Origin of the sequence: Caulobacter sp. D5, assembly GCF_003185805.1 — a bacterium.
GTDB lineage: Bacteria > Pseudomonadota > Alphaproteobacteria > Caulobacterales > Caulobacteraceae > Caulobacter.
In genome coordinates, this window is sequence record NZ_QHJY01000080.1 from 1 (window position 1) to 18,696 (window position 18,696).

General features: G+C 69.4%; 15 protein-coding genes. 4 read left to right on the top strand and 11 right to left on the bottom strand.

The annotated features are described in order from the left end of the window. From DMC18_RS06075 to DMC18_RS06105, 7 genes are all read right to left on the bottom strand, one after another. A partial coding sequence (locus DMC18_RS06075; RefSeq protein ID WP_146217990.1) for a DUF4880 domain-containing protein occupies positions 1 to 301 on the bottom strand: 301 nt, incomplete at its 3' end. Then, a complete protein-coding gene (locus tag DMC18_RS06080; RefSeq protein WP_110121871.1) occupies positions 301 to 855 on the bottom strand; it encodes an RNA polymerase sigma factor in 555 nt (184 codons plus the stop codon). The genes DMC18_RS06075 and DMC18_RS06080, both read right to left, overlap by 1 nt. A gap of 64 nt (positions 856 to 919) precedes the next feature. Beyond that, on the bottom strand, positions 920 to 1,942 hold the full coding sequence (locus DMC18_RS06085) for an alpha/beta hydrolase (RefSeq protein ID WP_199228611.1): 1,023 nt from the start codon (positions 1,940 to 1,942) through the stop codon (positions 920 to 922). A 158-nt stretch (positions 1,943 to 2,100) separates the two neighbouring features. Further along, the gene (locus tag DMC18_RS06090) at positions 2,101 to 3,285 is read right to left on the bottom strand and encodes a carboxymuconolactone decarboxylase family protein (RefSeq protein ID WP_110132768.1); all 1,185 of its coding nucleotides are present in this window, start codon (positions 3,283 to 3,285) and stop codon (positions 2,101 to 2,103) included. 28 nt (positions 3,286 to 3,313) lie between these two features. Further along, positions 3,314 to 4,465: an aldo/keto reductase gene (locus DMC18_RS06095; protein ID WP_110120537.1), complete on the bottom strand. Its 1,152-nt coding sequence runs from the start codon at positions 4,463 to 4,465 to the stop codon at positions 3,314 to 3,316. Between the two features lie 23 nt (positions 4,466 to 4,488). Then, on the bottom strand, positions 4,489 to 5,487 hold the full coding sequence (locus DMC18_RS06100; protein WP_110120538.1) for an aldo/keto reductase: 999 nt from the start codon (positions 5,485 to 5,487) through the stop codon (positions 4,489 to 4,491). A gap of 24 nt (positions 5,488 to 5,511) precedes the next feature. Further along, positions 5,512 to 6,099 carry a flavodoxin gene (locus DMC18_RS06105; protein ID WP_110120539.1) on the bottom strand — a complete coding sequence of 196 codons (588 nt, stop codon included), beginning with the start codon at positions 6,097 to 6,099 and terminating at the stop codon, positions 5,512 to 5,514. Between the two features lie 124 nt (positions 6,100 to 6,223). Here DMC18_RS06105 and DMC18_RS06110 point away from each other — a divergent pair, with 124 nt between their 5' ends. From DMC18_RS06110 to DMC18_RS06120, 3 genes are all read left to right on the top strand, one after another. After that, on the top strand, positions 6,224 to 7,117 hold the full coding sequence (locus DMC18_RS06110; protein ID WP_110120540.1) for a LysR family transcriptional regulator: 894 nt from the start codon (positions 6,224 to 6,226) through the stop codon (positions 7,115 to 7,117). Between the two features lie 114 nt (positions 7,118 to 7,231). Continuing rightward, on the top strand, positions 7,232 to 8,362 hold the full coding sequence (locus DMC18_RS06115; RefSeq protein ID WP_110120541.1) for a hypothetical protein: 1,131 nt from the start codon (positions 7,232 to 7,234) through the stop codon (positions 8,360 to 8,362). A gap of 223 nt (positions 8,363 to 8,585) precedes the next feature. After that, positions 8,586 to 10,139, top strand: a complete 1,554-nt coding sequence (locus DMC18_RS06120) for a sensor histidine kinase (RefSeq protein WP_110132769.1) — start codon at positions 8,586 to 8,588, stop codon at positions 10,137 to 10,139. 26 nt (positions 10,140 to 10,165) lie between these two features. On the opposite strand, the gene paoC is transcribed toward DMC18_RS06120, so the two are convergent. The 4 genes from paoC to DMC18_RS06140 form a co-directional block, all read right to left on the bottom strand. Continuing rightward, positions 10,166 to 12,361 (bottom strand): aldehyde oxidoreductase molybdenum-binding subunit PaoC, encoded by a 2,196-nt coding sequence (gene paoC, locus DMC18_RS06125; RefSeq protein ID WP_110120493.1) that lies wholly within the window; start codon positions 12,359 to 12,361, stop codon positions 10,166 to 10,168. A gap of 4 nt (positions 12,362 to 12,365) precedes the next feature. Further along, a complete protein-coding gene (locus DMC18_RS06130) occupies positions 12,366 to 13,316 on the bottom strand; it encodes a xanthine dehydrogenase family protein subunit M (RefSeq protein WP_110120492.1) in 951 nt (316 codons plus the stop codon). After that, complete coding sequence (paoA, locus tag DMC18_RS06135) at positions 13,313 to 13,957, bottom strand: aldehyde dehydrogenase iron-sulfur subunit PaoA (protein WP_110120491.1); 645 nt, start codon at positions 13,955 to 13,957, stop codon at positions 13,313 to 13,315. Before paoA ends, DMC18_RS06130 begins: the two co-directional genes overlap by 4 nt. Before the next feature lie 190 nt (positions 13,958 to 14,147). Then, complete coding sequence (locus DMC18_RS06140) at positions 14,148 to 15,380, bottom strand: LysR substrate-binding domain-containing protein (protein WP_110120490.1); 1,233 nt, start codon at positions 15,378 to 15,380, stop codon at positions 14,148 to 14,150. Positions 15,381 to 15,667: 287 nt separating this feature from the next. On the opposite strand from DMC18_RS06140, the gene DMC18_RS06145 reads away from it, so the two are divergent. Beyond that, positions 15,668 to 18,517, top strand: a complete 2,850-nt coding sequence (locus tag DMC18_RS06145; RefSeq protein ID WP_158285869.1) for a TonB-dependent receptor domain-containing protein — start codon at positions 15,668 to 15,670, stop codon at positions 18,515 to 18,517. Positions 18,518 to 18,696 lie beyond the last annotated feature (179 nt).

Here is an 18,696-nt window from a genome sequence, read left to right on the forward strand (position 1 = left end):
CCCCGCTGGCGACCGCCGCGGCGGTCGCGCCGCCGGCCATGCCGAGGATCGCCCGCCGGCTGGGACCCGAGGCCTTGCGCAGGGCGGCCGAGCGCATGCGCAGCAGCTCGCGGTCGCCGCCGGCCTCGCCGAGCGCTTCCCAGCTCTGCTCCAGTTCGTCGAAGGCCCGGGCGTTGTCGGCCTCGCCCAGCCAGTCGGCGAAGTCCCGCTGCTCGTCCAGCGACAGGCGGCCGCCCTCGACCTTGGCGAACCAGCGGGCCGAGGCTTCGGGAGATTTGGGGGATTTGGGAGAGCCGGCCATCAGACCTCCTCCCGCAGGGCGTCGCGCAGCACGATCATGGCCCGGGCCAGGTGCTTTTCGACGGCGCTGACCGAGATCCGCAGGCGGGCGGCGATCTCGGCGTGGGTCATGTCCTCGAACCGTCGCAGGATCACGATCGTCCGGGCGCGCGGCGGCAGCGACTTCAGGGCCGTGCGCAGCCGCGCCAGGTTCTGGCGCCCGCCGACCACCTGCTCGGCGCCCGGCAGGTCGTCGGCCGGATCCAGGGTCTGGAGATCCACGGGACCGCCCTCGAGCCGCGCCCGGTCGCGACGCGCCTTGTCGCGCAGCAGGTTGGCGGCCGCCTCGAAGACGTAGCCGTCGACGTTCTCCAGCGCCATCAGGCCCCGGCGACGCAGCAGCCGCAGGAACAGGTCCTGCACCAGCTCCTCGGCGTCGAGCCGCGAGCCGGTGCGGCGGGCGAAGTAGCTGAGCAGCGGCGCGCGCAGGCGGCGGGTCAGGGCCTCGAAGTGCTCGGCGCCGTCGATGTCGCCAGACTCTCGAACCGCACAGCCGTCATAAAGGGGCAAGGGCATGGGCGGCCCATGCCAGCGGGCGGCGACAGTCGTGTGACACACGACGCCTTGGAGGCTGGCCTGGTCAGGCGGGACCCGTCGCCAACGTCCTCGCGAAGAACGGCGTCAGTTGACCCATCGCCGTATCGACGTACTTCGGAACCCAATAGGTCTCGATGTGCGTGGCGCCGTCGATCAGGAACAGGGTCTTGTCGGTCGCGCCGGTCGCCTTGGGGAAGGCGTCTTTGGTCATGTAGAGGCTGTCGGCCTTGCTGCCGGCCAACATGAGCAGTGGAACGTCGATCAGGTCGATCTGGTCAGTGGCGTCCCAGCGCATCAGGTCCAGCAGGCTGCTGGTCGTGTACTTGAAGGTCGAGCCCGGATGGGCGTGGGTCTTCCAGTAGTACGCATAGCCTTGCCGATAGAGATCGAACGGCAATGCGGCGATCTGCGCGTCGGTCAGGTTGGCGTCCCCGGAATAGAGGAGCTCGCCGCCGGCCGCTTCCTGGGCGCGGGCGCGCGAGGCCTGCCCGAGCCGGTCCTGGATCGTCGCCAGCTGCGAGTCCTGATAGCCGTTGCGCCGCACCCGGCCGGAATTGAACATGCTGAGCGTGGCGAGCGACTTGAAGCGCTTGTCGGTCTTGGCCGCGGCGAGGGAATAGCCGCCGCCGCCGCAGATGCCGAAAAGGCCCAGGCGCTGGGCGTCCACGCCGGGGTAACGGCTGATGAAGTCGGCCATGCCGTGGATGTCCTCGATCCTGAACATCGGCTTGTCCACGCTGCGCGGCAGGCCGCCGCTGCCGCCCTGATAGGCCGCGTCGGCGGTGATGGTGATGTAGCCGTGTTCAGCCAGGCGCTGGGCGTAGAGGCCCGCGACCTGTTCCTTCACGCCGCCGTTGGGGTGCGCCACGACGATCGCCGGATATGTCCGGCCGGCATCGTAACCGGCCGGCGTGTAGACATTGGCCGCGATGTCCAGGTCGCCCAGCCTGTAGGTGACCGGATGGATATTGACCTTGCCGGCCTCGTTCCTGGTGATCGCGCCGCCATAGACCAGGGTGAAGGGATTGGCCGCCTGGTCCGACGCGGCGGCGGGAGTCGTGCTCATCGTCGTAACTCCGAGAAGTGAACTGGAAAGGACGAGCGCGGATCCCGCGAGGACCTCGCGCCTGCTTTTGCCGACCGGGTCATTGGCCATCGGAAACTCCACGGGCGCGGGCTTCCATCGAAGCCCCGCCGTCTCTTGATGGGAATTGAGGCCGGCCCCTATCGGGCCGGCGCGCGGTATTCGGCGTCCGTCACGGGACCGAGCCAGGTCACGCTCTTGCCGTCCAAGGCCTCGGCCACCGCCACGTGGGTCATGGCGCTGGCGGGCGTCGCGCCGTGCCAGTGCCTGACGCCCGGCGGCGTCCAGACGACGTCGCCGGGCCTGATCCGCCGAACCGGCTCGCCCTCGGCCTGGACCAGGCCTTCCCCGTCGGTGACGACCAGAAGCTGGCCGAGCGGGTGGCTGTGCCAGTTGGAGCGCGCGCCCGGCTGGAAGGTGACGGTGGCGCCGCCGAGCCCCGCCTGTCCGCCGCCCTTGAACGGGGAGGCGACCGTGACCGCTCCGGTGAAGGTGGCGGCCGGCCCCTGGACCGGCTGAGCGCCGGGCGGGATGATCACCAGGCCTTCGGGGGCCGGCGCCGCCGCGTTCGCGTCCAGGCCCTTGAACACCTTGTCGGCCACGGCGACCGCGGCGGTCGCCTTGGGCCAGCCGGCGTAGAAGGCCAGATGGGTCAGGGCTTCGCCGACCTGCGCCCGTGTCAGGCCGTTTTCGAGGCCCAGGCCGATGTGAAAGGCCAGCCCGGCCTCATCGCCGTTGGCCGCCAGCGCCGCGATCGTCGCCAGGCTGCGGTCGCGTGGGGCCAGGTCGGACCGCCGCCACAGGTCGCCGAACAGCACGTCGTTGGTCAGGGCCGCCAGCTTGGGCGCGACCGGCCCGATCGTCGCCGTCACCGTCCGGGCGCGCGCGGCGTCCGAAGCGGGCGCGGGCAGGCGCGCACTTGGCGGCGCCCGCAAGGACGCCATGTCGACGCCTCGGTCGGTGAACACCTTTTCGATGACCTCCAGCGACGACACCGCATTGGGCCAGCCGGTGTAGAAGGCCAGATGGGTGACGACCCCGGCGATTTCGTCGGGTTTGACGCCGTTATCCAGCGCGCGGCCCAGATGGCCGGCGAGCTGGGCGGTCTTGCCGGTCGCGATCAGCGCCGACACGGTCACCAGGCTGCGATCGCGCGGGCTGAGCGCGGGGCTGATCCAGACGTCGCCGAACAGCACCTCGTCGGTATAGCCGGCCAGACCGGGCGCGACGGCCTGCATGGCCTTGGGCGCGACGGACTTGCGTTCCTGGGCCTCGACCGGGGTCGCCAGCGTCAGGGCCGCCATGGCGGCGACAACAGGCTTCATGGGAAACTCCTTCGAACAGGAATGAGCATCAGATCTTGGCCGGGGCTTCGACTTCCGAGAAAGCCAGGACGCCTTCGGGGAGCCGCAGTCCCTGGATCTGGATCGCCGAAGCCGCGGCGTTCAGTTCGCCAAGCTCGGCGGGCGTGAAGCGGATGGCCGCCGCGCCGGCGTTGTCGATCATGTGCGCCATCTGGGTCGTGCCCGGGATCGGCACGATCCAGGGCTTCTGAGCCAGCAGCCAGGCCAGGGCGATCTGGCCGGGCGTCGCCGACTTGCGCTGCGCCCAGGTCTTCAGCAGATCGACCAGGGCCAGGTTGTTGGCCAGGTTCTCCGGGGCGAACCGGCCTTCGACCTTGCGGATGTCGCCGTCGGCGAAGCGGGTGCCCGCGTCGATGGCCCCGTTGAGGAGGCCCACGCCCAGCGGGCTCCAGCAGACGAAGCCGATCCCCAGTTCCTCGCAGGTCGGCAGCACCCACTTTTCCGGGCCGCGCCAGAGCAGCGAATACTCGTTCTGGACGGCGGTGACGGGCAGGGCGGCATGGGCGCGGCGCAGGGTTTGCGGACCCATTTCGCTGAGCCCCCAGTGCAGGATCTTGCCCTGCTTCATCAGGTCCTGGATCGCGCCGGCGACGTCCTCGATCGGCACGGCCGGATCGACGCGGTGCTGATAGAGCAGGTCGATGCGGTCGGTGCGCAGGCGCTTGAGGCTGCCCTCGACCGCCACCTTGATGTGCTCGGGCCGGCTGTTGAGGCCGGGGCCGCGCCGGCCGGTCTCGGGATCGATGTTCCAGCCGAACTTGCTGGCGACCGTCACCTTGTCGCGAAACGGCTGGATCGCCTCGCCCAGGATCTTCTCGTTCTCGAACGGACCATAGGCCTCGGCGGTGTCGAAGAAGCTGACGCCCCGGTCGTGGGCGGCCCGCAGGATGTTCAGCATCTCGGGCCGGTAGGGGACCGTGGTCTGATAGGCGCGGTGCATGTTCTGCACGCCCATGCCGAGGCTGGACACCTCCAGCTTGCCGAGCTTGCGCCGTTCACCGCTGCTGGCGGGCGTTTGGGTTCGGGCTCGGGCCTGAGCCTCGGCGGTGGAGCCGGCGGCCGCGGCGGCCGGCAGCGCCAGACCGAGCGCCAGCAGGTCGCGGCGCCCGACGACGGCGGTTCTGTGGGTCTTGTCGTCCATGGGATCTCCTGTCGCGGAACGGATCAGCGGCCGGTCTGGGCCAGGACGGCTTCGGGCAGGCGCGCGCCCTGGATCGGGATCTTCGCGGCGGCTTCTTCGATCGCCGCCAGGTCCTCGGCCGTCAGCTCGACGCCGGCCGCGCCCAGGTTCTCGTCGAGGCGATGGCGTTTGGTGGTGCCCGGGATCGGCGCGATCCAAGGCTTCTGGGCCAGCAGCCAGGCCAGGGCGATCTGCGCCGGCGTGGCCGACTTGGTTTCGGCGATCGCCTTCAGCAGATCCACCAACGCCATGTTGGCGGCCCGGGCGTCGGCGGCGAAGCGCGGCGAGATCGAGCGGAAGTCGGTCGGGTCGAGCTTGGTGGTCTCGTCGATCTTGCCGGTCAGGAAGCCCGCCCCCAGCGGGCTGAACGGCACGAAGCCGACGCCCAGTTCCTCGCAGGCCGCCAGGACCCCGTTGTGCTCCACGTCGCGGGTCCACAGCGAATACTCGTTCTGCAGGGCGGCGACCGGCTGCACGGCGTGGGCGCGGCGCAGCGATTCCACGCTGGGCTCCGAAAGCCCGAAGTGTCCCACCTTGCCGGCCGTGATCAGGTCCTTCACCGCCCCGGCCACGTCCTCCATCGGCACGGCCGGATCGACCCGGTGCTGGTAGAGCAGGTCGATCCGGTCGGTGCGAAGGCGCTTGAGCTGCGCCTCGGCGACGGCCTTGATGTGTTCGGGCCGGCTGTTGAGGCCGCCGGTGCGCGCGCCGGTCGCAAGGTCGATGTCGAACCCGAACTTGGTGGCGACAACCACCTGGTCGCGGAACGGCGCGACGGCCTCGCCCAGCAGGGTCTCGTTGGCGAACGGGCCGTAAGCCTCGGCCGTGTCGAACAGGGTGACGCCGCCGTCGAAGGCCGCACGGACGACCGCCACGGCCTCGTCGTGAGGCGTCGCCGGACCATAGGCGGCGGTCAGTCCCATGCAGCCGTAGCCGAGGGCGGAGACTTCCAGGCCGGCCTGGCCGAGTTTGCGCTTTTGCATGTTGGTTCTCCGGGGATTGAGGGATCAGGCGCGGGCGATCTGGCCGAGCCAGTCGCGGACCTGGGTCATGGTGCGGCGCTCCTGGTCGGCCTCCATCGAGAAGGTCGGCGTCAGGCTCGCGTCCGGGGCGAGGCGCTCGAGCACGGCGAGGCTGTCGCCCAGGCCGTAGCCGCCGTGGGTGATCACCGGCCGGACGGTCTTGCCCGACAGGTCATGGGCGGCCAGGAAGCTGCGGACGATCGGCGGGACGGTCTCGCCCCAGATCGGAAAGCAGAGAAAGACGGTGTCGTAGGCGGCGAGGCTGCGGACGCTCGTCCGCAACGGCGGCCGCACGCCGGCGTCCCGTTCCTGGCGCGCCTGCTCGACCGTCTGCTCGTAGTCGTCGGGGTAGGGGGCGGCGGGCAGGATCTCGAAGAGGTCGGCCTTCAGTTCGCGATGCAGCTGGCCGGCGATGACCCGGGTGTTCCCCGAGCGCGTGAAATAGGCGACCAGGGTGTGCGAGCCGGCGACCCGGTCTTCGGCGGCGCAGGCGCTGGCGCCGGCGGCCAGGACGATGGCGGCGGACGCTCCAAAGGCGGTGCGGCGCGACATGCCCGGATCCTGGTCTTGCATTCGGTGCTCCTGACGTTCGCGAACGCGGAGCCCCCAGCGCCTTCGCATGACCGGCAAGATAGGCCTGGCCCGTTCCGGCGATTAGGCCCCATAATCGCGATGTCGCTTTTAGTGAGGCTAACAAATGGGTCAGGGCTTCGACGAACTTGCCGTCTTCGCCGCGGTGGCCAGGGAGCGCAGCTTCACCCGCGCCGGCGCCAAGCTGGGCGTCTCGCCCTCGGCGCTCAGCCAGACGATCAAGGGCCTGGAAGGCCGGCTGGGCGTTCGCCTTCTGACGCGCACGACCCGCAGCGTCGCGCCGACCGAGGCGGGGGATCGCCTGCTTCAGACCATCGCGCCGCGCTTCGAGGAAATCGAGCAGGCGCTGGTCGCCCTGGCCGAGATGCGCGAGCGCCCGGCCGGCACGATCCGCATCACGGCCGGCGAGCATGCCGCCCGGTCGGTCCTGCAGCCGGGCCTGGCCAGGCTGCTGCCGGACTATCCCGACATCCGCGTCGAGATCGTCGTCGACTACGGCATGGTCGATATCGTGGCGGAGGGGTTCGACGCGGGCGTGCGCCTCGGTGAACAGGTGGCCAAGGACATGATCGCCCTGCGCATCGGCCCGGACATGCGCATGGCCGTGGTCGGCTCTCCGACCTATTTCGCAAACCGCCGGAAACCGGAGAGCCCCCAGGACCTCACCGATCACAACTGCATCAACATGCGCCTGCCCACCTATGGCGGCCTCTTTCCCTGGGAGTTCGAGAAGGACGGCCGCGAGGTGAAGGTGCGGGTCGACGGCCAGTTGATCTTCAACACCATACGCCAGCGCCTGGACTCCGCGCTGCAGGGCCTGGGCCTGGCCTACATGCCCGAGGACGTCGCCGCGCCCTGCATCGCATCGGGCGAGCTGGTCCGGGTGCTGGAGGACTGGTGTCCGCCGTTTTCCGGCTACCATCTCTACTACCCGAGCCGGCGCCACGCCTCGCCGGCGTTCGCGATGCTCACCGATGCGCTCCGGTTCAAGGACCGCTGACCGGCGCGGTCGGTGGATTTGTTAGGGGAGCTAACGAGACCAAGTCCTTTCCGCCCGCTAATCGCGCTTTCCGGGGCGCGATAGTCTTTCTTCGACATCGAAGGGAGACCCAGCATGGGCCGGACGAACAGCTTCTCATCCCGCGCCGGCGCCCTGGCGCTCTGCGCGGTCCTGGGCCTCCCCTTCGCGGGGGCCGCGGCGGCGCAGACCCTGAAGTCCATCCAGACGCCGGGCAAACCGCTGGTGCTGAAGGCCAGGGGCAGCTTCTTCGTCGGCGGACGGTCGGTGGAGCAGAAGGCCGGGGAGATCCTGCTGGGTCCCGACGACAGCGTCACCGTCGATCAGATGTACGTCGAGTACATGGTCCCGACCGGCAGGACCAAGGTCCCGGTGGTGATGATCCATGGCGCGGGCCTCAGCGGAAAAAGCTACGACACCACGCCCGACGGCCGCATGGGCTGGTACGAGTATTTCGTCCGCAAGGCCCATCCGACCTATGTCGTCGACCAGGTCGGCCGGGCGCGGTCCGGGTTCAATCAGGCGGCGATCAACAACAGGCTGTCGGGGGCAAACAGCGCGCCGTCGGGAGCGGTGGCGCCGACCACGCCGGGCGCGCCGGCCGCGATCGGGCAGGGGGCCTTTCGCTTTGGCGACCGTGTCGGCGTCTGGACCAACTTCCGCTTCGGGCCGAAGTTCGGTGAAGCGTTTCCGGGCGCCCAGTTCCCCGTCGGGGCCGTCGGCGAGCTTTCCAAGCAGGCCATCCCCGACCTGACCTCGCAGGTTCCCTCGCCCAATCCCACGTTCAGGGCCCTGTCCGATCTGGCGATCGACCTGGATGGCGCGGTCCTGATCAGCCACTCCCAGTCCGGACCCTTTCCGATGGACGCGGCGCTGGTGAACCCGCGAGGCGTCGCGGGCATCGTCGCCGTCGAACCCGGCGCTTGCCGGGCCAGCTACACCGACGAGCAGATCGCCAGGCTGGCCAGGATCCCGACCCTGGTCGTGTTCGGCGACAACCTGTCGGTCCAGACCGGCCTGGGCGGCATCACCTGGCAGGACCGGCTGGAGGGGTGCCGCGCCTACGCCCGGCGCATCGAGGCGGCCGGCGGACGGGCGGACATCATCGCGACGGCCGAGCAGGGCGTCCGCGGCAACAGCCACATGTTGATGCAGGACCGGAACAACCTCCAGATCGCAGACCTCATCCTGGCGTGGATCGACAAGCGGGCCGTACGCAATCCATAGGGCGGTTCCCGACCGGCTGGACGCGGATCGCGCCAGGGGGCAAGACTGAGCCGTATCAGCGAGGCGGCTCATCCTGCACCATCACCATCACGTCTGGACCTTCGTCGCGCTTTCGTTCGGCGTCGCGGTCTTCGGCTCCTGGACCGCGCTGGACCTGGCCCGGCGCGTATCCGGCCATCTGGGCCGCGCGCGGCTCGTCTGGACCAGCACCGCCGCCATCGCGATGGGCCTGAGCATCTGGTCGATGCACTTCATCGCCATGCTGAGCTTCGATCCCGGCGCTCCGGTCGCCTATGACCCGGGCCTGACCGTCGCCTCCCTGGCTCTGGCGGTGGGTTCGACCTGGGCCGCCTTTCTCAGCGCGACGCGCGAGCGGGCGGGGCGGGCGAGTCTGCTGGCCGCCGGCGCGGCCATGGGGGGCGGCATCTGCCTGATGCACTATGTCGGCATGGCGGCGCTGCATTCGGCCGTGTCGCTGAGTTATCGGCCGGATCTCGTCGCCGCCTCGCTGGTCATCGCCGTCGTCGCCTCGACGGCCGCGCTGGTCGTCGCGCGCGGCGCCCATGGCGCGGCGGCCAGGCTCCTGGCCGCGGTGCTGCTGGGCGCGGCGGTGGTCGGCATGCACTACACCGCCATGGCCGCCCTGGAGCTGGCGGTGGCGGGAGCAACGCGGCATGCGTCGCCGCCCGGCGTGCAGCCGTTCCTGGTCGGGGTGGGCGTGGCGGCCGGCACGCTGCTGGTCCTGTTCCTGGCGCTCATGGCCTCGCTCTATGATCAGCGAGGCAACATCCTTCAGGCCCTCGGCGCCGGCGGCGTCGGCTATTGGGAGTTCGACCTGACGACCGGGGTGCTGCGTGTCTCCGGGCACGGCAAGTCCCTGTTCGGGCTGAAGCCCGACGACGAACTGACCTTGGAGCGATGGCTGGGCGCCTTGTCGGAAGAAGACCGCGCGCGGCGCGAGAAGGCCTTCGAGAGCGTGCTGCGCACTGGCGGCGACTACGACATCGAATATCGCCTGGTCGAGCAGGACCGCTGGGTCAATGTCCGCGGCAAGGTGCTGCGCGACGCCCGGGGGCGGCCCCGGCGGATGATGGGCGTGGTGCTCGACGTCACCGACCGCCACATGGCCTTCGCGGCGGTCACCGCCAGCGAGCGCCGCCTGCGCCTGCTGACCAACGAGCTGAACCACCGGGTCAAGAACACCCTGGCCACCATCCAGTCGATCGCGGCCCATACCGCCCGGCGCTCGGGCTCGGTGGCCGAGTTTCGCGCCGCCTTCGAGGATCGCCTGATGGCGCTTTCGGGGACGCACAACATCCTGACCCAATCGAGCTGGGAGGCGGTGGCGATCGGCGACCTCCTGGCCCAGGAACTGGCGCCCTATCCCGAGGGCCAATACGTGCTCAGCGGCGAGCGCCTGGAGTTCGGATCGCGCCAGGCCCTGGCGCTGGGGCTGATCTTTCATGAACTGGCGCCCAATGCGGCCAAGTACGGCGCCCTGTCGGTCCCGACGGGCTGCGTCCACGTGACCTGGCGCGCGCGGTCGCCGCAGGGCGGATCCGGGCGCCTGACCCTCGAGTGGCGGGAGGAGGGCGGTCCGGCGGTCACGCAGCCCAAGACCCTGGGCTTCGGCTCGCGTCTCATCCAGGTGAGCGGCCAGCAGGACCTCGGAGGGACGGTGCGCATGGTCTACGAGGAAAGCGGGCTCGTCTGCGTCCTGGAGGCGCCGCTGCCCGACCTCGCGCCGTCGGCGCCGCTCGACGCGGTTCTGGACTAGCGGTCCGGTCGTCAGCCGTCCCGATTTCAGGCGAGCGTCGGCATGCCGTCCAGCAGCTTGTCGAGCGTCACCGGATAGTCCCGCACCCGCACGCCCGTGGCGTTGTAGACGGCGTTGGCCACGGCGGCGGCCACCCCGCAGATGCCCAGTTCTCCGACCCCCTTGGCCTTCATCGGCGACGACATCGGGTCGGTTTCGTCCAGGAAGACCACCTCCTGGTGCGGAATGTCCGCATGGACCGGGACCTCGTAGCCCGCCAGGTCGTGGTTGACGAAGAAGCCCAGACGCTTGTCGACCGCCAGCTCCTCCATCAGCGCCGCGCCGGCGCCCATGGTCATGGCGCCGATCACCTGGCTGCGGGCGGACTTGGGGTTCAGGATCCGGCCGGCCGCGCAGACGGCCAGCATGCGGCGGATGCGGATTTCCGCCGTGGCCGCATCGACGCCGACCTCGACGAAATGGCCGCCGAAGGTCGATTGCTGGTGGGTCTTGGTCAGGTCGCCATATTCCATGGCGTCCTCGACGACCAGAGGGGCTTCGGTGGCGGCTTGGGCAAGCGGCGCATTGCGGCCGCCCGCCTTCACCTGGCCGTCCGAAAATTCCGCGACGGTGGGATCGAAGCCAAGCTTGGTTGCGGCCGCTTCGCGCAGCTTTACGCAAGCCGCGTAGACCCCCGCCGTGGAGCTGTTGCCGCCCCACTGGCCGCCGGACCCCGCCGAGACCGGAAAGGTGGAATCGCCCAGCTTCACCGTCACCCGGTGCAACGGCACGCCCATCATCTCGGCCGCGGTCTGGGCGATGATCGTGTAGCTGCCGGTGCCGATGTCGGTCATGTCGGTCTCGACCGTGATCTGGCCGGAGGTCTCCAGCCGCACCCGCGCCGCCGACTTCATGACCATGTTGTTGCGGAACGCCGCCGCCACGCCCATGCCGACCAGCCAGCGGCCGTCGCGGACCTGGCCGGGGCGCGCCTGGCGCCTGTTCCAGCCGAAGCGGTCGGCGCCGGTGCGCAGGCATTCGACCAGCCGCCGCTGCGAGAACGGGCGTCCTGGCTTTTCCGGATCGACCTGGGTGTCGTTGAGAACACGCAGTTCGACCGGGTCCATGCCCAGCTTTTCGGCCAGTTCGTCGATCGCCACTTCCAGCGCCATCAGCCCCGGCGCCTCGCCGGGCGCGCGCATGGCGTTGCCCTCGGGCAGGTCCAGGACGGCCAGCTTCATCTTGGTCATGCGGTTGGCCCCGGCGTAGAGCAGGCGGGTCTGCTGGGTGGCGGTCTCGGGTCCGCCGCCGGGCAGGTCGCCCGACCAGCTCTCGTGGCCGATGGCCGTGATCCTGCCGTCCTGGGTCGCGCCGATGCGGATGCGCTGGATGGTGGCCGGGCGGTGGGTGGTGTTGTTGAACATCAGCGGCCGGGGCAGGGCGATCTTGACCGGTCGACCCGTCGCCTTGGCGCCCAGCGCCGCCAGGATCGCGTCGGCGCGGACGAACAGCTTTCCGCCGAAGCCGCCGCCGATATAGGGCGACACCAGCCGGACGTCGTCCTTCGGGATCCCAAGCGTCTTGGCCACGTCGCCCCGGCTCCAGGCGATCATCTGGTTGGACGTCCAGAGGGTCAGCTTGTCGCCTTTCCAGGCCGCGATGCTCGCATGCGGCTCCATCATCGCGTGGGCCTGGTCGGGGGTGGTGTAGGCCTCGTCCAGCTTGACCGGGGCGGCGGCGAAGGCCGTGTCGAAGTCGCCGACGGCGGTGTCGGGATTGTCCTTGGCCGGCGGCGCGCCGTCCTTGGCCGAGGCTAGGTCGAACGTTCCCTTCGCGCGCTCGTAGTCGATCTTGATCAGGGCGGCCGCAGCGCGGGCCTGCTCGAAGGTCTCGGCGACCACGACCGCGACGGCCTGGTGGTAGTGCTCGATCTCGGGGCCGCCCAGCAGCCTGGCGGTGTTGTTGTCGCCCTTGCCCAGCTTGCCGGCGGTCTGGGCGGTGACCACGGTCAGCACGCCGGGCGCGGCCCTGGCGCGGCCAAGGTCCATGGCCTTGATCCGCCCCTTGGCGATCGCCGAACCCACGACGTAGCCGTAGGCGACGCCCTCGAGCGCGTCGTGGCGCTCATAGGCGTAGGGCGCGGTTCCGGTGGTCTTCAGCGGGCCGTCGATGCGGTCGACCGGCTTGCCGACGATCTTCAGCTGGTCGATCGGATTGGTCGTGGCGGGGGTGTCGAACTTCATCGGATCATCCCCGGGGCTGGGCCATCGCCGCGCCCAGGGCGCGTTCGGCCAGGGTCAGCTTGAAGGCGTTCTGCGCGGTGGTGCGGGCGCCCGACAGCAGGGCCTCGGTCGTCGCCTTGGCGCCGCGCGGCATGGCCGCTTCGGCTTCCTCGACGCGCCAGGGCTTGTGCGCCACGCCGCCGAGCGCGACGCGGCCGGAGCCGTCCTCGTGGATGATCGTCGCCACAGACACCAGCGCGAAGGCGTACGACGCCCGGTCGCGCACCTTGTGATAGGCCTGCTTGCCGCCGACCGGCTTGGGCAGGGTGACGGCGGTGATCAGTTCGCCGGGCGCCAGGGCCGTCTCGATGTGCGGGGTCTCTGCGGGCAGGCGGTGGAACTCGGCGATCGGGATCGTGCGGGTCGCGCCGTCCGGCCGGACGGTCTCGACCCCGGCGTCGAGCAGCCGCATGGCCACGGCCATGTCGCTGGGATGGGTGGCGATGCAGGCCTCGCTCGTCCCCAGCACCGCGTGCGAGCGGGTGAAGCCGCCGATCGCCGAGCAGCCCGCGCCGGGGCTGCGTTTGTTGCACGGCATGTTGGTGTCGTAGAAATAGGGACAGCGTGTGCGCTGCAGCAGGTTGCCGGCCGTGGTCGCCTTGTTGCGCAGCTGTCCCGAGGCGCCGGCCAGCAGCGCGCGCGACAGCACCGGATAGTCCTTGCGCACCCGCTTGTCGGCGGCGAGGTCGGTGTTGCGCGCCAGGGCGCCAATGCGCAGGCCGCCGTCCCGCGTGGCCTTGATCTCGTCCAGCTTGAGGCCGCCCAGGTCGATCAGGCGGCGCGGCGTCTCGATCTCCAGCTTCATCAGGTCGAGCAGGTTGGTGCCGCCGGCGATGAACCGCGCGCCGGGCTCGCTGGCAGCCGCCGCCGCGGCCTCCGCCGGCGTGCGGGCGCGCTCGTAGGTGAAGGCCCTCATGCCGGCTCTCCCTTGACCAGGCCTCCGGCGACTTCGGCGATCGCCTCGACGATGTTGGAATAGGCCCCGCAGCGACAGATGTTGCCGCTCATCCGCTCACGCAGTTCGGCCTCGGTCAGCTTGGGCTTGTCGGACAGGTCGGCGGTCACGTGGCTGGGAACGCCGGCCTTGATCTCGTCCAGCATCGCCTTGGCCGAACAGATCTGGCCTGGCGTGCAGTAGCCGCACTGATAGCCGTCGTGCCTGACGAAGGCCGCCTGCAGCGGGTGCAGCCGCTCGGGCGTTCCCAGGCCTTCGATCGTGGTGATCGTGTCGCCCTCGTGCATCACCGCCAGGGTCAGGCAGGCATTGATCCGCCGGCCCTCGACGATGACCGTGCAGGCGCCGCACTGGCCGTGGTCGCAGCCCTTCTTGGTCCCGGTCAGCTTCAGGTGCTCGCGCAGGGCGTCGAGAAGCGTGGTGCGGGTGTCGAGGTGCAAGGTCTGCTTGCGGTCGTTCACCTCGAGCGTGACCGTGGCCAGGATCGGCGCGTCCTGCGCCGGGGCGGCCGTGGCGCTAGGAGCGCTGGCGACGGCGGCCGAGGCCACGCCGACGGCCATCAGGCCGCGCCTCGAAAGGCCGGCGTCCGATTGTTCGACCATGCCATCCTCCGATCCTCCGCGCACCAACAACGACTAAGCGGGCGGCGAGGCCGCCGGTTGCCAGGGATCGATCGAGGTTAGCCGAGCGGAGGCAAGCGGATTGGCGGCTTTTCCTCCACGAGGTGCTGAGCCGCGCTCATCAATCCGCATTTGATGCGCGGAAAGCTCGAGTTCGGTAGCGACACTCGGATCAGGCGACCCGCCGTGACGCGCCGCCGATCGACTCGGGGGCCTCCACGTTCAAATGAGCCCGCAGCAGATCGACCAGTTCGAGATGAAGTTGCGTGGGGGCGCGATCCGCCCGGCTGACGACGTCGATGCCGAGGCCTGCTTCGACCGGAAAGAACGGCATCTTCGCAAGCGCCAGGCCGCCGCAACGGCTTTCGTGCTCGGTCATCAGCGCCAGCCGGTCGCTGCCGGCGACGAAGTGGCCGACGATGGCCCCCTCTGAGGCGGCGAAGGCGACCTGAGGCGGGGACATGCCGGCGAACAGCGCCTCGCGCGCGGTCTCGCGCGCCGAGCCCGGCGTTCCCCCCACCCAGTCATAGGCGATCAACTGGTCGAGCGTGGCGGTTTCCGAACCGCTCAAGGGGTGACCTGGCCGGCCGAACACGAAATAGGGCGTGCGGACCAGCCGTTCCTTGATGAGGTCGCGCCCGATTGCCTCGATGTCGCCGACGACGAGGTCGACCTCGCCCGCGCGCAGCCTTTCCACCAATTCGACAGGGCCCTCGCGAAGCACCGTAATGCGCGCGCCGGCATGCCGCGTCGCCAGTTCGGCCAGGACGCGCGCCAGGAAGCGGTTGCCGAACGCCTGTGCGGCGCCGACGACGATGGATGTCTCGGCGTTGGTCTGCTGCGCGTGCAGTTCGCGGACGCCGATCGCCATGTCTTCTCGGAGGGCGCGAATGCGTTCGGCGAACGCCTGGGCCTGCGGGGTGAAGCGGGTCCCGTCCGGCGTGCGCACGAAAAGCGGTCCGGTCAGCTTTTCCAGGACGCCGGCCGATCGACGAAGCCCCTCCCGCGTCACGCCGCCGGCGAGCGCCGCCCGCTCGAGGGATCCGGTATCGAGCACGGCCGACAGGGTCCTCACCTGGGCGGGGGTCAGGCGATGCTCCACGGCCTTGCGGTCGGCCGGACCAAGATCGGCGATCACCTCGTCCAGTTGGGCGCAGATCCGATCGACCCGGGCGTGAAGCAGCCTGCCGAGCGGGGTCAAGGTCATGCCGCCCAGGCCGCGCTCCAGCAGGCTCGCCGCCACCTTGTCCTGAAGCTGTGAAAGGGCCTGGGTCGCGGCGGGCTGGGAAACGCCGCAAGCGTGCGCGGCGCGCTGTATGCCGCCGTGATGTCCCACGGCGGCGAACAGCCTCAGCTGCCTGAAGCTGATCGAGGCGCAGCGATCATGCACGTCCCTCGGGTTCATCGTCCGTCATCGGTCCAGCGGCCACCGGCGATTTGGGCCAGGATTGCCGATCTAAATACCATCTAGGCTTGCCCTCCAGCAAGCCGACCGCCAGCCCGGATTAGGGCCGGCTTCCTCTACCTGCGCCACGGGCAGGGTCGCGAGACGCGCGGGGGAGGCAGCGATCCGCCATGTCCGCAATCTGCGTGAAAATTATATAATAACGACAAAAACAAATATGCATGCACGCAGCCGGCTGCGTGACAGTGCGGACAAATAAAACAATCGACAGGGGAGTGAACGTGCCAATGAGCCATCGGCTTTCGAAGGGCTTGCTGCTTAGCGCCAGCGTGTCCGCTCTGGCGTTGCCTGCGCATGCGCAGACCACGGCGGACGCCAGCGCCACCGTGAGCGAAGTGGTCGTCACCGGTTCGCGTATCCCGACCAACGGCGACAACAGTCCCACGCCGTTGACGGTCGTCAGCACCCAGCAGCTGCTGGCGTCGACCCCGACGTCCGTCGCAGCCGCCCTGCAGCAGCTGCCGGTGTTCCAGAACTCGATGGGCCAGAACAGCGGCACCGGCGGCGGCAACGGCGGCCCTAACGGCGCGGCCAACGCCCCCAATATCCGCAGCCTCGGCCTCTATCGCACCCTCACCCTGTTCGACGGCAAGCGGCTCCAGCCCAGCACCGACACGGGCCTGGTGACGATCGACATGTTCCCGCAGATGCTGCTGCAGCGGGTCGACGTCGTCACCGGCGGCGTCTCCGCGGTCTACGGTTCCGACGCCATATCGGGGGTCGTGAACTTCGTCACCGACTCCAAGTTCAAGGGCCTGTCGGTCAAGGCCCAGCGCGGCGTTTCGGCGCGCGGCGACGATCGGACGACCGACATCGGCGTCGCCGCGGGAACGTCCCTGTTCGACGGGCGCGGCCATGTCGAAGCCAGTCTCGAATACAATGACGACCCCGGCATTCTCGACATGTTCAGCCGCGATCTGGGGCAGCTCTGGCAGATCGAGGGGAGCGTCGCCGGCTCGACCGCGACGCCGGGCTCGGCGGCCAACCCGTTCAAGCTCTATTCGAACGTCCACAACGCCTCTCTGACGAGCGGCGGCCTGATCCGGTCGGGCCCGTTGGCCGGTCAGACCTTCTCATCCAATGGGGTCCTGTCGGCCTTTCAGAACGGGACCGCCACCGGCACCTCTGGTTTCCAGATCGGCGGCGACGGCGCCTACAACAACGACAGCTCGCTGAAGGGGGCCCTGCGCGCCAAGCGGGCGTTCGCGCGGTTCGACTACGACCTGACCGACACGCTGCACGTCTACCTGGAAGGGTTCGGCGCGAAGAACCGCAACGCGTACAACGACACCACGCTCACCATGAGCAATGTCACGCTGCGTTCGCAGAACCCGTTCCTGCCGGCCGCCTACCAGTATGGAACGGCCACGACGACCTTCACCCTCAGCAAGCAGCTCGGCCCGCAGCTTGGCCCGCACACCAAGATCTTCGACCTCGGCAGCTACTTCGTGAACGGCGGGCTCAGGGGAAAGCTCGGCAACTACATCTGGGAACTGGGCGCGGCGCACGGCGTGTCGACCCAGAAGTGGACCACGGAACGCAACATAAACCTGCAGCACCTGGCGGCCGCGCTCGACTCGGTCTCGGTCGGCGGGAACATCGTGTGCCGGATCAACGCCGACGCCATCGCCACCAACGACGACGCGGCCTGCGCGCCGTTCAATCCCTTCGGTCCGAACGCGGCCTCGGCGCAGTCGATCGCGTATCTGACCGACAGGACCGTCGGCAAGGCCAAGGGGACGATCGCCGACATCACCGGATCCATCACCGGCTCGCCGTTCGAGACCTGGGCCGGGCCGGTGAACGTCGCGCTGTCGGGAGAATGGCGCCGCGTCGGCCTGTCGGCGACCAGCGAGGTGCCGCCGGAGGACAAGGCCGACTGCACGGGCATCCTCTACAACTGCACCCAGGGCACGACCAATCTTCACCAGGTCACCTTCGGCGTCACGCCGCTGGTGCACCAGACCGTCCAGGAGGCGGCGCTGGAGGTCGAGGTCCCGCTGCTGAAGGACGCGCCGCTGGCGCAGGACCTGAGCGTCAATCTGGCCGGCCGCTACGCCAACTACGACAGCTTCGGGGGCGCATGGACCTGGAAGGTCGGCGGCGTCTGGCGGGTCAATGACGAGCTGACGATCCGCGCGACCCGCTCGCGCGATTTCAGGGCGCCCAACCTCAACAACCTCTACGGCCCCGGCACGGTCAGCCGCTCCACGGTGATCGACCAGCTGACCGGCGCGACCCTGGTCAATGCGCCCAATCAGGGCGGCGGCAATCCGGATCTGAAGCCCGAGATCGGCAACACCCTGACCGCGGGCGTAGTCTATCGGCCTGGCTGGCTGACCGGCGCCAGCGTTTCCCTCGATTTCTACGCCATCAAGATCAAGGACGCGATCACCGCCCTGAACGGGGCGAACGTGACGGTGCAGAAGCTCTGCATCGCCAGCGGGGGAACATCCTCGCTCTGCGATCTGATCGTCCGGCCCAACGGCTATACCGACACCAGCACGGCGAACAACGCGACCTACTTCTACACCCGCTCGGTCAACGCCGCGGAGATCTACACCAGGGGCGTGGACCTCGAGTCGAGCTACGCGACCCAGCTCTGGGGCCGCCCGCTCTCCCTTCGGGTGCTGACCACCTATCAGCCGGTCCTGCGCCAGGACACGCCGAGCATCGGGGTCGTCGACATGGCGGGCTACGCCTACGCCCCGGCCGGCGGCCTGGGCGCGTCTCCGAAATGGCGCGTGACCAGCTTCGCCAGCTATGCGCTGACCGACCAGTTCAAGGCGACTGTGTCGACCCGTTGGCGCAGCGCCCTTGGCTGGAACGCTGACAAGACGCTGGTCTATGACGAGCCCAAGATCTCGGCCTTCTGGACGGCCAACCTCAATCTCGCCTTCACGCCCGAGATCCAGGGCGCCAGGCCCGAGTTCTTCTTCAATATCCAGAACCTCTTCGACAAGTCTCCGCCGATCGCGATCAATTCCTCGGCCGACGCCGGGCGGTTCGGGGCCTACCTGCAGTCGGACGACCTGGTCGGCCGCTACTACACGACGGGCGTCCGTCTCAAGTTCTGATCATCGCGACAGCAACAAGCTCCTGGAAAGCACGAGATCATGGATCGTAGAATCTCCCGCCTGGCGTTGCTTGCGACGACGCTGATCGCGCCCCTGGCCCTCGCCGCGGCCGTCGTCGCGCCGACGATCGCGCCGGCCCAGTCCGGGGCGAGCCCTCCGCCGACGGCCGCCCCGCCCGC

Coding starts and splice junctions, on each gene's coding strand:
- DMC18_RS06100 (WP_110120538.1), bottom strand. CDS start 5,487: ATGCAAAAGCGCAAACTCGGCCAGGCCGGCCTGGAAGTCTCCGCCCTC.
- DMC18_RS06145 (WP_158285869.1), top strand. CDS start 15,668: ATGAGCCATCGGCTTTCGAAGGGCTTGCTGCTTAGCGCCAGCGTGTCC.
- DMC18_RS06090 (WP_110132768.1), bottom strand. CDS start 3,285: ATGAAGCCTGTTGTCGCCGCCATGGCGGCCCTGACGCTGGCGACCCCG.
- DMC18_RS06085 (WP_199228611.1), bottom strand. CDS start 1,942: ATGAGCACGACTCCCGCCGCCGCGTCGGACCAGGCGGCCAATCCCTTC.
- DMC18_RS06095 (WP_110120537.1), bottom strand. CDS start 4,465: ATGGACGACAAGACCCACAGAACCGCCGTCGTCGGGCGCCGCGACCTG.
- DMC18_RS06120 (WP_110132769.1), top strand. CDS start 8,586: ATGGGCCTGAGCATCTGGTCGATGCACTTCATCGCCATGCTGAGCTTC.
- paoA (WP_110120491.1), bottom strand. CDS start 13,957: ATGGTCGAACAATCGGACGCCGGCCTTTCGAGGCGCGGCCTGATGGCC.
- DMC18_RS06110 (WP_110120540.1), top strand. CDS start 6,224: ATGGGTCAGGGCTTCGACGAACTTGCCGTCTTCGCCGCGGTGGCCAGG.
- DMC18_RS06140 (WP_110120490.1), bottom strand. CDS start 15,380: ATGAACCCGAGGGACGTGCATGATCGCTGCGCCTCGATCAGCTTCAGG.
- paoC (WP_110120493.1), bottom strand. CDS start 12,361: ATGAAGTTCGACACCCCCGCCACGACCAATCCGATCGACCAGCTGAAG.
- DMC18_RS06080 (WP_110121871.1), bottom strand. CDS start 855: ATGCCCTTGCCCCTTTATGACGGCTGTGCGGTTCGAGAGTCTGGCGAC.
- DMC18_RS06115 (WP_110120541.1), top strand. CDS start 7,232: ATGGGCCGGACGAACAGCTTCTCATCCCGCGCCGGCGCCCTGGCGCTC.
- DMC18_RS06105 (WP_110120539.1), bottom strand. CDS start 6,099: ATGCAAGACCAGGATCCGGGCATGTCGCGCCGCACCGCCTTTGGAGCG.
- DMC18_RS06130 (WP_110120492.1), bottom strand. CDS start 13,316: ATGAGGGCCTTCACCTACGAGCGCGCCCGCACGCCGGCGGAGGCCGCG.